General features: G+C 50.4%; 14 protein-coding genes. 8 read left to right on the top strand and 6 right to left on the bottom strand.

Going from position 1 to position 12,209, the window contains the following annotated elements; translation table 11 throughout:
- Nucleotides 1-465: 465 nt before the first annotated feature.
- The gene (locus tag FJ146_17700; protein ID MBM4253805.1) at nucleotides 466-861 is read right to left on the bottom strand and encodes a hypothetical protein; all 396 of its coding nucleotides are present in this window, start codon (nucleotides 859-861) and stop codon (nucleotides 466-468) included.
- Between the two features lie 281 nt (nucleotides 862-1,142).
- Here FJ146_17700 and FJ146_17695 point away from each other — a divergent pair, with 281 nt between their 5' ends.
- From FJ146_17695 to FJ146_17680, 4 genes are all read left to right on the top strand, one after another.
- On the top strand, nucleotides 1,143-1,487 hold the full coding sequence (locus FJ146_17695; protein ID MBM4253804.1) for a hypothetical protein: 345 nt from the start codon (nucleotides 1,143-1,145) through the stop codon (nucleotides 1,485-1,487).
- A 221-nt stretch (nucleotides 1,488-1,708) separates the two neighbouring features.
- On the top strand, nucleotides 1,709-1,996 hold the full coding sequence (locus tag FJ146_17690) for a hypothetical protein (protein ID MBM4253803.1): 288 nt from the start codon (nucleotides 1,709-1,711) through the stop codon (nucleotides 1,994-1,996).
- Nucleotides 1,997-2,388: 392 nt separating this feature from the next.
- The gene (locus tag FJ146_17685) at nucleotides 2,389-3,354 is read left to right on the top strand and encodes an Rpn family recombination-promoting nuclease/putative transposase (protein MBM4253802.1); all 966 of its coding nucleotides are present in this window, start codon (nucleotides 2,389-2,391) and stop codon (nucleotides 3,352-3,354) included.
- A 175-nt stretch (nucleotides 3,355-3,529) separates the two neighbouring features.
- Nucleotides 3,530-3,871 (top strand): hypothetical protein, encoded by a 342-nt coding sequence (locus FJ146_17680; protein MBM4253801.1) that lies wholly within the window; start codon nucleotides 3,530-3,532, stop codon nucleotides 3,869-3,871.
- A 61-nt stretch (nucleotides 3,872-3,932) separates the two neighbouring features.
- On the opposite strand, the gene FJ146_17675 is transcribed toward FJ146_17680, so the two are convergent.
- The gene (locus FJ146_17675) at nucleotides 3,933-4,319 is read right to left on the bottom strand and encodes a hypothetical protein (protein MBM4253800.1); all 387 of its coding nucleotides are present in this window, start codon (nucleotides 4,317-4,319) and stop codon (nucleotides 3,933-3,935) included.
- Between the two features lie 66 nt (nucleotides 4,320-4,385).
- On the opposite strand from FJ146_17675, the gene FJ146_17670 reads away from it, so the two are divergent.
- Nucleotides 4,386-5,825, top strand: a complete 1,440-nt coding sequence (locus FJ146_17670; GenBank protein MBM4253799.1) for a tetratricopeptide repeat protein — start codon at nucleotides 4,386-4,388, stop codon at nucleotides 5,823-5,825.
- Between the two features lie 66 nt (nucleotides 5,826-5,891).
- Here FJ146_17670 and FJ146_17665 read toward each other — a convergent pair whose 3' ends face one another.
- The 4 genes from FJ146_17665 to FJ146_17650 all read right to left on the bottom strand — a co-directional run bounded on the left by FJ146_17665 (nucleotide 5,892) and on the right by FJ146_17650 (nucleotide 8,575).
- Nucleotides 5,892-6,650 (bottom strand): RES domain-containing protein, encoded by a 759-nt coding sequence (locus FJ146_17665; protein MBM4253798.1) that lies wholly within the window; start codon nucleotides 6,648-6,650, stop codon nucleotides 5,892-5,894.
- 20 nt (nucleotides 6,651-6,670) lie between these two features.
- Complete coding sequence (locus FJ146_17660) at nucleotides 6,671-7,072, bottom strand: hypothetical protein (GenBank protein MBM4253797.1); 402 nt, start codon at nucleotides 7,070-7,072, stop codon at nucleotides 6,671-6,673.
- 236 nt (nucleotides 7,073-7,308) lie between these two features.
- Nucleotides 7,309-7,710 (bottom strand): hypothetical protein, encoded by a 402-nt coding sequence (locus FJ146_17655; protein MBM4253796.1) that lies wholly within the window; start codon nucleotides 7,708-7,710, stop codon nucleotides 7,309-7,311.
- Nucleotides 7,711-8,182: 472 nt separating this feature from the next.
- Complete coding sequence (locus FJ146_17650) at nucleotides 8,183-8,575, bottom strand: hypothetical protein (protein MBM4253795.1); 393 nt, start codon at nucleotides 8,573-8,575, stop codon at nucleotides 8,183-8,185.
- 395 nt (nucleotides 8,576-8,970) lie between these two features.
- On the opposite strand from FJ146_17650, the gene FJ146_17645 reads away from it, so the two are divergent.
- The 3 genes from FJ146_17645 to FJ146_17635 all read left to right on the top strand — a co-directional run.
- The gene (locus FJ146_17645) at nucleotides 8,971-10,020 is read left to right on the top strand and encodes an Rpn family recombination-promoting nuclease/putative transposase (GenBank protein MBM4253794.1); all 1,050 of its coding nucleotides are present in this window, start codon (nucleotides 8,971-8,973) and stop codon (nucleotides 10,018-10,020) included.
- A 629-nt stretch (nucleotides 10,021-10,649) separates the two neighbouring features.
- Complete coding sequence (locus FJ146_17640) at nucleotides 10,650-11,972, top strand: ATP-binding protein (protein MBM4253793.1); 1,323 nt, start codon at nucleotides 10,650-10,652, stop codon at nucleotides 11,970-11,972.
- Between the two features lie 126 nt (nucleotides 11,973-12,098).
- Nucleotides 12,099-12,209, top strand: a 111-nt coding sequence (locus tag FJ146_17635) for a transposase (GenBank protein ID MBM4253792.1), incomplete at its 3' end; no start/stop codon positions are given.

Raw genomic sequence — 12,209 nt, 5'->3', positions numbered from 1 at the left:
CTGAACAAAGCCTACTCTTACTCAAAAAATTACTGAGTGATGCTGCCACCAGTGCCTTTTCCAACGCGCATCTCGCAGAACTCACCGGACTTACAGAGGCGGAGATAGCTACGGAAAGGACGACAAAGTCGAAGTAAGCGCACTTACAAACCGACGATGTCACTGGACTCCTGTAGTTGAATTGACGTTGCCATGGATGAAGCAAATTCCTGTCTCCCTCCTTCCCCTGCTACGTCGTCAAAAAAACTTTGACTCATAGCCCACGGGTCAAAAACTCTGCCGACTTAAGCCGTGGAGGTGATCGGCAGCGCCAGCTCGGTCGCCATACTAGTTATGGTGGGAGTTCTGTCGCACCTGAGCAACCAGGCAGACGCAGTCCGGCGCAGAAGAACGAATCTAATGTAGAGACAAATGACAATATTTAGAGGAACGACACAGGTTTGATTACATACCGAGACTAGTCAGTCAGACCTTGCGATGATTTCTAAACTTATCAAGTTCGGCACGAGCAGCGCAGATCGAGTCTTCATACTCTAGCTGCCATTCTGGACTGATCAAATGATTGAGTACCACAGATGGGTCACTGTCTCCGTCGGCCAGAAAATAGACGTGATCTCCTGGCTCATAGTAATTGACATACCTACCGGGCGCTACGCAGCTCACGACATGAAAATCTGGGTTTACTCGACAAAACTCTAGTAGCATCGCGGCAGAATCGAGCCGAAAGCAGCCGGAGAAACTCTGGACATCAAAGTCGAGAAATTTCAGCTGGTAATAATTTCGAATCAAGCCAACCCTGGCCTCAAAGCCATCACAGTCTGTGTAGAGCTCAATACGAGATGAATAGGCTGCTCCTGCCATGCCCTTTCCTTCCTACAAAAGTCGCAATGGTCAATCGGCCAATCAAGCCCTTTGATTGAATATTACAAAACGGCACGGGCTTAGTTTTTATGGTAAAAATTGAATAATTGATGAGCGTTTTCAGCGTGATATAGTCACAATCATGCACTGTCCACAAAAGACTACTAGCGACATCTGCCCTACACCCGATTGTGTCGTTCGACTTTTTAATTCTTAAGACGCACTATTTACCCTGTTTGATTCTCCGGTAAAGGCTCCTCAAGGGAACATCGATCGACCAAATGACGCAAAATCATGCAATGAAACTTGGCGTAACAAGAACTAGCAAACTAATCCTGGATCTGGGAGATATCGACAACGCATCGTACCTAAAGACCGTTGGAGACTTCAGCTTAGAGGATCATTTCGATGCATTCTGTCTGTTGGAGTTTCTCTGTTCGCGAGAGATTGGCCGCCTTGGCCGTGACTCGGTCCAGTGCCTGAGATACTCACGTGCCGCCGCGCTTCACTACGAGCAGATACCAATTTCGTTTCTGGATCATCAAAAGGCTGCGCTATCACTGACTACTATTTTTGATCTTATCAAGTTCGGCCAGAGCAGGGCGGATCGAGTCTTCATTGATTAGCTGCCACTGGCGTCCCATGACCCAAGCGCCTTGAGCTCAAGCTCTCGGCCGCTTATCCCTGCCTGCCCGAGCATGAAAGCCCCAGATCAAACAGAGGCTTAGCAGATGTCATCCTCCACAGCTCATTAACGGGTACGATCGCCGTAACGTTTTTGCTATGGTCCGGCCTTGCCAAACACTAAGGCGCTAAGGCACCAAGATTGTACGGTTGAGACAGGGGGATGAGACGCGTGGACCTAGACATCGTTACTTTAAGGCAGGTTGTCGATCAGTCTATCGACGAGCATCCGCGCATCGGCCGGATGGAGTCGGATATTGGGGTTTTAAAAAGTGATGTGGGCACTCTCAAGAACGGTGTAGCGTCGCTTAAAAGCGACGGCATAGAGTTCAGGGCGGAACTGCGTCGCCTAGGTCTACTCATGGAGAATATGGAAAGCAAGATGGACAAGCTCGTCGATGCATTGCTACCGGCCAAGCACCGCGAGTTGCAGATGGACCTCTTAGAATAAGTGACTGACTCTCACGAGCAAAGGCTCGGCGCTGTCGAGACCGCAGTAAAGAACCACATCGGTGATCGCGAGCGTCATCGTTGAAGCGGAATTTTCCTCTCCTCTCTCCCTACTTCCCCTTCTCCGTGGTCACAAAAACAGACTTTGACTCGTATCCCTCGGATCATGCGCTCGACCATTTAGACCGCGGAGAATGGTGGTACGGAGACACGGAGGGACTAGATATTTCGAATTAAGGTCCTAATATCTTCGATCTTCAGCTAGCACCACTAATGTCCGCCCCCGACATCTGCTCTACACCCACTCATGTCGTTCGACTTTAGTGCACGTTTCAGCAATCCTCCGCTGCATCACCAGCAATCACGCTCGTGACGCTGCCGGGAATCTGACGCATGAAGAAACAAAAATATGAGCTCCTGAGCCCCACCCTCGACGTTGTGTTCAAGATGCTATTTGCCAGCAAACGCGGCCGGCAGGCCCTTATTGAGCTACTAAATGCGATCCTAAAACCAGCCAGCAAAATCACCTCGGTCGAGGTCCTAAACCCTCAGATACCTAAGTTGCTAGTCGAAGATAAGGGCACCGTCCTCGATATCCACGCCAAACTTGCTGACGGCACCCTCGTCGACATCGAGATGCAGATGACCTCTAAGACTGCACTGCCGAAGCGGGCTTTGTATTATGCCACCCGTATGTATTCGTCTGAGCTCAAGGTCGGGGATCAGTACGACCGCCTGAGGCCAGTCATCGTCATCTTCCTCGTAGCGGAGGATCTATTCCCATCAAGGCCCCGGGACTTCGAGGTCGCCTTCTCGCTCCAGCAGGAGGATACAGGGTCACCCGTTATGGAAGAGCTCCAGGGAGAAATCAGGCTCATCTTTGTCGAGATAATTAAGGCCTTCAGACTCTGGCAGGAGAGACAACTACCACCCGATGATGTAACTCTAGGTGCATGGCTCGCGTTTCTGGCCGCTCCCAATAGCCCGATTGTCAAGGAGGCCTGTATGTCCATGCCTGAGCTCAAAGATGCCAAAGACGCCCTAGAGGACCTATCTGCCGAGGACGAGGCCCGTGAAATTGCAAGGCTGAGAGAAAAAGCCAGGCTTGATATGGACTCCATAATGGCTAATGCCAAGAAAGAGGGCAGGGCGGAGGGCATAGCTGAGGGCGAGGCAAAGGGCAGGGCTGAGGGCAAGGCTGAGGGCAGGGCTGAGGCAATAGCGGAACAAAGCCTAATCTTACTCAAAAAATTACTGAGTGATGCTGTCACTAGCGCCTTGTCCAATGCGCACCTCGCAGAACTCACCGGCCTCACCGAGGTAGAGGTGGCTAGGGAAAGAGTGATGAAGTCTAAGTAGGCTAACTCTCATACACTCACAATATCGCCAGACTTCTGCAGATCAGCTTTAGTTTGAAATCCCGCAGGCTTTCAGAATCCGGCAGGAGAGACAACTTTCACCCGATGATGTAACTCTAGGTGCATGGCTCGCGTTTCTGGCCGCTCCCAATAGCCAGATTGTCAAGGAGGCCTGTATGTCCATGCCTGAGCTCAAAGATGCCAAAGACGCCCTAGAGGACCTATCTGCCAAAGACGAGGCCCGTGAAATTGCTCGCCTCAGAGAAAAGGCCAGGCTTGATATGGACTCCATAATGGCTAATGCCAAGAAAGAGGGCAGGGCGGAGGGCTTAGCTGAGGGCGAGGCAAAGGGCAGGGCTGAGGGCGAGGCAAAGGGCAGGGCTGAACAAAGCCTACTCTTACTCAAAAAATTACTGAGTGATGCTGTCACAAGTGCCTTGTCCAATGCGCACCTGGCAGAGCTCACTGGCCTCACCGAAGCAGAGGTGGCTAGGGAAAGGGCGGAGAGGTCGAAGTAGGCTAACGCTTCTCATTCACTCTGCCGTCACACTGGCACCGCCTTCTTACAAACTCTGTGGGTTAATCACAGGGGGCGAAGTAAAGACTCGCACAACGAATCTGGTACTCGCGATCGACAGTCATGAATGCGATAACAAATTGATGCCTAGTCTGCATATGATCGCTGGCACCCAGCATCTCGACACTTATCTGAAGGGCAACCTCGTGCTCCTTATCCCACACATCGTAACTCGCCATGCGGTTATTGATGGTGATGTGCGCTGTCCCTAATTTGTCACGCAAAAACTCGACGAAAGCAGCTGAACCTGAGATCTCGCTCCCGGTTTGCGGTAGATAGCCAGCAAAATCCTCCGCGAGGAGTGCGCAGGCTTGATCCCAGGCATGATCACCTAGGTAACGCCAGAAGTTAGACGGAACTCTGACTGCCTCGTCGTCGACCCTACTCAATTGCTACTCCTCTTAGTATCTAAGCCGTCGAGATTATCACCACTCAGCAACAATGTTGTGCAGGAAATGTATCATTGCACAACAGGTGGGGCTAGGTTAAAATCTGCCCCAAATTATTGGAGTAGACCGATGGCTTTCGTACGCAAAAAGGGTAATCAACTAGCAATCGTTCACGGTCATCGTGATGCCTCTACGGGCGAAGTGGTGCAGACCACCTTGTTCACGTTTTTCTCCAAAACCGAGGCCTTGCGTGCCATTGGCAAGGGTGCGTGTGACGATAGTAGGTACTTCCAAAACCTACTGCGCGAACAGTACCCAGCCATCAGCTTCGACTGGGATGCCATCTGTCGTGGCGTGATGGAGCAGCTCGACGTCTTGCCTGATGAGGCGGAGTACCGTGAGGAGCGGCTGGCGGCGAATTTTAAAAAGTCCCTTTGGGCGTTTACGCGGGAGCTAGTTGAGACGGAGCCGCAGATGTTAGCGCCATCAGCCAAGCTTTTGCGCGAGCATAAGGGTCAGCTGGAATTCCTACGCGACGTCATCGACTTTAAGCTATCGATAATTGAGGGCGATGACGATGACCTAAGACCAGACAATGAATTTTATTGGCACCACGCTTTGAGAGCGCCAAATCTGAGTCCCGATGTAGAGGAACTTGCCGCAGATCTATATCAGAGTGGCAACTACGACGCCGCAACATCGGCGTTTAAGCTGCTGACGGTCAGCTTCCCCGGTTACGCTGAGGGTCATAACTATCTGGGCCTGATGAATTTGGACCGTGGTCGGCTCCAAGAGTCTATCGACGATTTCCGCCGGACCGTAGATATAGGTCGTAAATTATTCCCGAAGCGGATGCGCAAAGACCACTACTGGCTCGACCTTAACACGAGGCCCTACATGCGTGGGCTTAGGAACCTGGCCTTAGCTCTGAACCGCCAAGGGTCCTACGTTGAGGCCTTGACCATCTGCGACAAGCTAGAATCGGAATGCAACGACACCTTCAACGCTGCCGCGTACCGAGCGGCCATCTTCCTTAACTGCAAGCAGTGGCACCAAGCTGAGAGCAGTGCTCGCGGCATTATGTCGATGGCGCCAATGGAGGGTGTGATAGCAGCCTTTAGTCAATACGAGCAGGGACAGCTGCCTGAAGCGCGCCAGCACTTTCTATTCGCCGCGCTGAATAACACTCTTGGTATTGAGATCGTGATCACCGGGCGATCGGTTAAGCCTAAGGACTTTGCTCAAAGCGAAGACTACAATGGCGGCGTCGAGCTTAGGGCGTCGATCGCCCCATATCTAGCTGAGCGTTCACGGAAGTGTAAGGACTTTTTCTCCGCTATTTTAAAGGACCCTAAGGTCAGGAAAGCTCTGGCCGAGGTCAGCGCATGCGCCGCAGCTCACTCTCAGCTACGGGACACGCGCAAACATAGAGCCAATTTCGAGCGGTGGCGTCAGTTACAGAGTATGGAATTCGCCAGGGAGATGGCCGACAAGCTGAGCCACTAATCCTAGGATCCGTCGCAGTCACAACGTAGATCACTCTCAGGGATTTATTTTATCAGATTCGTTGGATCAAACAGTTCCAATTACCTTGAGCTTAGTCTTACACAATGCGTCGTTACTGAAATACATACAGTAGTTCTTTTTCCCTGGGTTTCGAGTGGAGTTAAAGATAATCCCATCGGCATCGACTGGGCTCTCGCACGTTAACCAATTTGCTAGAAGCTGCGTGGCGATAATAACCTTGACGTCTTCATAAATTGCGCCGAGGCTGTCTTTGCCAACAATTTCCGGCAGCGATGGAAAATATGCTGCAAGATGAGCAACGGCTTCATCCAAATCGACAAACGTTAAATTTTTTTCGTCTTTCAGAAATCCGATCTCGTAAGTGATTGCCCTCGAACCTGGCATCCCGTAATCGCCAAATTCCTTCCGCGCGGTGTCGGCATCTTCTGATAAATAAAGTGCCGCTCGCTTAACGGCATATGCTTTAAAAAGTCTCGTCATGTGGCTACTTGATTGGCTACCGCCAACATTCAGTCGACCACCGGAGCCAAATGAACCGATCACAGATAAAGGATCATTCGCCGGCGGAGCCGACGAAACACGCCGGTAAAAGACTAGTGGTACCTGGTGTGTGAGACAACTTTCGGGAAATGAAGTTCCGGATAAAAATTCGAATAGGTATTTTGAAGTCTCCAGGAAATGCGAGTCACGACTGAGAAGCTGCCGGTCGAGAAGTCGAAAAAGCTTCTTGACCTCATTTGGAAAGGCCCAAGCTCCGTAACTGCCCCGCACGATCACGCCTTCTACGAACGACTGTAGTCTCATCTGAAGCTGGTCTCCGGCCGCTATCGAGTATCTCCCAACCACTCTTTCACCTTACTGATGACTGGATCAGCTTTTCCTGCCATGGCCATCTGAAACGGGGAGAAGTTAAAGAAGATTGGATTTGGCGTCATAAGCCATTCCAGCGTTTTTCTCTCATCGCGCTCGAATAAAACGAATGCGTAATCGCCGATGATAACGAAGGGAATGAGCCTGTCCAGGACCTCTTTCTTTGTAATCTTGGCTTGACTTAGGTAAAGGGCAGGACGACTGATGCCAAGTTCGGAGGCCAGCTTTGTCTTAGATTCACCCGCGAAATCAGCGAGCTCGATAAACTTTTTTGTGTTTATAGAGCGTAGCGCTTTATCAGCCAAAAGGCCGAGATAATTATTGATCATACCAGTGTCGAGAGTTGCCGCAGACATAGAATTACTTCTCCTTCTAGGCCGCTTATTGTCACCATACTCCTTATCGGCAGAACTGGCAATAACTTTAATAAATTCGACATGTTGACAACTATTGACAAGTTATTACATTTCTTGACTTTTTCCGACGTCCGGTGGGAAAGCCCATGCTAGCGTGGGTTATTGATACCATTTTCGGTCGTCAAGTTGGCGTCACGAGATCAGCAAAGAAGTTAGCTTTAGTCTAGCCATAGAGGTTACGCACCCAACGCAAGTACTCTTGCCACTTCGCGGTTTAACGCCGCAACCTCACCGATTAAGGTCGACTTCTCCGGGATAAGTACGTCCAGTCGATTGTTGAAGATCTGTAGGAGCAGACTATCGCGTAAATCGAGTTGCTCACCGGAGTGCGATCGGAATGATAGTGATTCCCTTAGGTCTCCATACATCCGCATAAAAGACTCGAGGTCTAGCGCGTCAATCTCACTGGAGTCCCACTGGTCAGCCAATTGATCCGGTCTTAATTGCTCAATAAGCCCGGATATACTGCTGTGTCTGAAGTTTGGAAAAGACAGACGCTCAAGAATCCGGGCCGCACCTTTGGGTGACACCAGCCCATACCAAATCGATGGACGATGTTTCACTTTTTCATGTTTCATCTCAATCATATTTGGCAAATTTGTAGCATACAACTTCGCACGAGGCATCTGTCAAAGCGACGACATAGCTTACTTAGGGATATTTTCGGTCACAGACATCGCACAGCAACTCAGTCATGTCGCTCGATTCTGTAGATCCGCAATGCTATTGGATACCCTGTGCCTGGATCCATTAACCAACCGCTTAACATCCAAAACAATGCCCGAATTCGAACAAAACCTTGGTTACACAAGATCTCTCAAGCCAATCATACTGCCAGTATCTGTTGATACCCAAACACTCGTGCGAGTGACAGGTGACTACGATACAGATGATTACTTCGACGCATATGCAATGTTTCAGTACCTATTGTCGCGAGAGCTCGCTCTATTAGGTAGAGATTCACCACGCATTCAGTTATATGATGCCATCGCCGCTTTCCACAGTGACCAATTAGGCGACGCATTACTCATGTCCCGGATGGACAAACTATCACTTGCGACCATTTTTGATGTCCTGGATTTCGGCAAGAGCAGAGCTAATGCCGTCTTCCCATAAAACAGGCCACTCAGGGTCGAGCAGATAATTGAGTTCCAAGGCTGGATCCTTGTCACCATTGCCGATTAAGTAAAAACATTTACCTTCCACGAGGCGGTTAATGAGCCGCCCAGGGCCATCGCTTGAAACCACATGGTATCTTGGGTTTTCCTTACAAAACCTAATCAACCTGGGGAGAAAGCAACTGGGGAACTTACCGCAGAAATCGTGACCGGTCAGACCCAACCTTTCTAGGTCGTAGTAGTTTTTTATGAGACCCACGCGACGACTGAAGTCATACGACTTCACCATCAATGCGGCCTTATAGACCTTAGCCCGAGCTCCCATTGTTTGTCCTCAAGGTTCACAACCTCATACCGTCCTTGGGAGGGGTATCGGCAATAGGGAGAGGAAATTTACCCAGGCGCTCTTAGCCTACGGCGCTTAATAGCGTTCTCAATACGTGAAGTTAACCAAGCGATACTGGATGGTTGCGCATGATATCAACGATATCTTTGATATGAATTTTAGCTATTTAAGCAACTTTAAATGAAGCGTAGCAACTGCTCTTATGTAACTTCCCGAAGTTCGTAAAAATCTTCGATCTTCAGCTAGCACCACTAATGTCCGCCCCCGACATCTGCTCTACACCCACTCATGTCGTTCGACTTTAGTGCACGTTTCAGCAATCCTCCGCTGCATCACCAGCAATCACGCTCGTGACGCTGCCGGGAATCTGACGCATGAAGAAACAAAAATATGAGCTCCTGAGCCCCACCCTCGACGTTGTGTTCAAGATGCTATTTGCCAGCAAACGCGGCCGGCAGGCCCTTATTGAGCTACTAAATGCGATCCTAAAACCAGCCAGCAAAATCACCTCGGTCGAGGTCCTAAACCCTCAGATACCTAAGTTGCTAGTCGAAGATAAGGGCACCGTCCTCGATATCCACGCCAAACTTGCTGACGGCACCCTCGTCGACATCGAGATGCAGATGACCTCTAAGACTGCACTGCCGAAGCGGGCTTTGTATTATGCCACCCGTATGTATTCGTCTGAGCTCAAGGTCGGGGATCAGTACGACCGCCTGAGGCCAGTCATCGTCATCTTCCTCGTAGCGGAGGATCTATTCCCATCAAGGCCCCGGGACTTCGAGGTCGCCTTCTCGCTCCAGCAGGAGGATACAGGGTCACCCGTTATGGAAGAGCTCCAGGGAGAAATCAGGCTCATCTTTGTCGAGATAATTAAGGCCTTCAGACTCTGGCAGGAGAGACAACTACCACCCGATGATGTAACTCTAGGTGCATGGCTCGCGTTTCTGGCCGCTCCCAATAGCCAGATTGTCAAGGAGGCCTGTATGTCCATGCCTGAACTCAAAGATGCCAAAGACGCACTAGAGGATCTATCTGCCAAAGACGAGGCCCGTGAAATTGCAAGGCTGAGAGAAAAGGCCAGGCTTGATATGGACTCCATAATGGCTAATGCCAAGAAAGAGGGCAGGGCGGAGGGCAGGGCGGAGGGCAGGGCTGAGGGCGAGGCAAAGGGCAGGGCTGAAGGCGAGGCAAAGGGCAGGGCTGAAGGCGAGGCAAAGGGCAGGGCTGAAGGCGAGGCAAAGGGCAGGGCTGAGGGCGAGGCAAAGGGCAGGGCTGAGGCAAAAGCGGAACAAAGCCTACTTCTGCTCAAAAAGTTACTTTGTGATGCTGCCACCAGTGCCTTTTCCAACGCGCACCTCGCAGAACTCACCGGCCTTACCGAGGCAGAGGTGGCTAAGGAAAGGGCGATGAGGTCGAAGTAGGCTAACTCACACACTCACAATATCGTCGGACTCCTGTGGGTGGTTTGAGGTTGCTCTGGACAAGACAAATTCCTCTCTCCTTTCTCCCTTCTTCCCAATGGAAGAAGTGTTACCTATGTCTGGCCTTGACCAAAAAGGCCTTTGACTCGCATCCCACGGATCTTGCGCTTTGCCGATTTAGACCACGGAGGCATGACCCAATGGCCCTAAGCCACAGCTCATTAACGGGTACGATCGCCGTTACGTTTTTGCTATGGTCCGGCCTTGCCAAACACTAAGGCGCTAGGGCTCCGATGGCGTGTGGTTGAGACAGGGGAATAAGTCGCGTGGAACTAGACATCGTTACTTTAAGGGAAGTTGTCGATCAGGCTATCGATGAGCAGACGGAAGCGAATGTTGGTGGGGGCATTAAAAGCGACGGCAATTCGTTAATCGCTGAACTACATCGCCAGGTTCTGCTCCTCGATGGCATGAACCGGATAAGCTACCGGTCCTAGCAGACTGCTCCAATCCGCGACCATCAGTTCACATTAACCGACTGATTTTGTTAGTATTGCCAGACAGTGGCGGCCATGCCATAATCTAGTACCAGAATATGGCGCCGGATCACATGCTCGGAAAATCTATCTATGTACCTGAAACGAAGCCTGAATTTTGAGCTCTGTCGATGGCAGGAGCACCCAGGTCGCAAACCATTGGTGCTACTGGGTGCGCGTCAGGTTGGCAAGACTGCAGCGCTCAAGTCCCTCGCCAAAGAGCGGTACGAGAACATTGCCTACCTCAATTTCGAAGAGCGTCCTCTGGCTCGCGATTTGTTTCGTACTTCTTTGGCTCCGGCTGAGGTATTGAAGGCCTTGAGTCTAGAGCTCAAGACTACGATCAAGCCAGGTAAGACGCTACTCGTCTTCGACGAGGTGCAAGAAGCTCCCGAAGCACTCACATCGCTAAAATATTTCTGCGAAGACGCGCCCGAATTCCACGTTGCCGCGGCGGGCTCACTACTTGGTGTCAAGGTTAAACAAGGTAGCGGATTTCCCGTAGGTAAGGTCGATTTCATCCAAGTGCATCCTTTGTCCTTTACTGAGTTCCTCGGAGCTATGGACGAAACGGCTCTAGTCGATATGCTGGTGACCAAGTCCAATTGGCACCGTCTTCCAGAATCTATTCATGAGCGACTCCTGACTTATCTTAAAATTTATATGCTCACCGGAGGCATGCCTGAGATAGTTGCCATATATAGCGCTACCAAGGATTGGCACTCAGTGCGGGGCTCACAGCAGGCGATCCTTCGCGCATATGAGCTAGATATGGCAAAGCATGCGCCAGCGATGCTTATCCCTAAACTATATCAAGTGTGGCAAAGCATACTGCCGCAACTTTCGCGTGAGAATCGCAAGTTTAAATACAGCGACGTTGCAAGTGGTGCACGTGCCAGGTCGCATGAAGATGCTTTGCAGTGGTTGATTGATGCTGGGCTACTTATAAAATGCTGTAACCTGGATGCTGTGAAATTGCCGCTAGCAAGCTATGCTAACCAGGATCATTTTAAAATTTATTTGCTCGATTGCGGTTTATTATCTGCCATAGGCAATATCGACCCAGAGAGCTTTTTGCAGGGACAGCGTCTACTTAGTGAGTTTCGTGGCGCTTTTACTGAAAATTTCGTAGCTCAAGAGCTTGTCTGTAATCGTAAACAGCCTATTCATTATTGGTCGAGCAACAATAAGGCTGAGATTGATTTTGTTGTCGAGGATGCTGCTCAGATTTTTCCGTTAGAAGTAAAAGCGGGTATAAATCTGCAGTCAAAAAGCTTGGCCGTTTTTTTGAAACGTTTTGATGCCGATATAGCTTGTCGTGCAAGTGCCGGCGTGTTTGCGAGAAACCCTCCCTACGATGACTACCCGCTTTACGGACTAACGGCTTTTCCGCGATTGAGTGCTACTGCGCCCTGACAAATAGTCCTAATGATACTCGGGGTTCTGATCAGATCATAATTTCAAGGTTTGATATAAAACTCTGGTTAGCCGTCTGCTCCTACCAACTACCAAACGGCCGAGGGCACACTCATCGACATCGAGATGCAGATGACCTCTAAGACTGCACTGCCGAAGCGGGCTTTGTATTATGCCACCCGTATGTACTCGTCCGAGCTCAAGGTCGGGGATCAGTACGACCGGCTGAGGCCAGTC

It is taken from the genome of Deltaproteobacteria bacterium (assembly GCA_016874735.1).
Taxonomy (GTDB): domain Bacteria; phylum Bdellovibrionota_B; class Oligoflexia; order Oligoflexales; family CAIYRB01; genus CAIYRB01.
This window is presented reverse-complemented; position numbering and strand designations above follow the sequence as displayed.

Bases quoted from the DNA above. Each gene is read 5' to 3' on its own strand.
- FJ146_17700 (MBM4253805.1), bottom strand. From the start codon at position 861: ATGGCAGGAGCAGCCTATTCATCTCGTATTGAGCTCTACACAGACTGT.
- FJ146_17655 (MBM4253796.1), bottom strand. From the start codon at position 7,710: ATGAAACATGAAAAAGTGAAACATCGTCCATCGATTTGGTATGGGCTG.
- FJ146_17660 (MBM4253797.1), bottom strand. From the start codon at position 7,072: ATGTCTGCGGCAACTCTCGACACTGGTATGATCAATAATTATCTCGGC.
- FJ146_17640 (MBM4253793.1), top strand. From the start codon at position 10,650: ATGTACCTGAAACGAAGCCTGAATTTTGAGCTCTGTCGATGGCAGGAG.
- FJ146_17695 (MBM4253804.1), top strand. From the start codon at position 1,143: ATGACGCAAAATCATGCAATGAAACTTGGCGTAACAAGAACTAGCAAA.
- FJ146_17690 (MBM4253803.1), top strand. From the start codon at position 1,709: ATGAGACGCGTGGACCTAGACATCGTTACTTTAAGGCAGGTTGTCGAT.
- FJ146_17680 (MBM4253801.1), top strand. From the start codon at position 3,530: ATGTCCATGCCTGAGCTCAAAGATGCCAAAGACGCCCTAGAGGACCTA.
- FJ146_17670 (MBM4253799.1), top strand. From the start codon at position 4,386: ATGTATCATTGCACAACAGGTGGGGCTAGGTTAAAATCTGCCCCAAAT.
- FJ146_17685 (MBM4253802.1), top strand. From the start codon at position 2,389: ATGAAGAAACAAAAATATGAGCTCCTGAGCCCCACCCTCGACGTTGTG.
- FJ146_17645 (MBM4253794.1), top strand. From the start codon at position 8,971: ATGAAGAAACAAAAATATGAGCTCCTGAGCCCCACCCTCGACGTTGTG.
- FJ146_17650 (MBM4253795.1), bottom strand. From the start codon at position 8,575: ATGGGAGCTCGGGCTAAGGTCTATAAGGCCGCATTGATGGTGAAGTCG.
- FJ146_17665 (MBM4253798.1), bottom strand. From the start codon at position 6,650: ATGAGACTACAGTCGTTCGTAGAAGGCGTGATCGTGCGGGGCAGTTAC.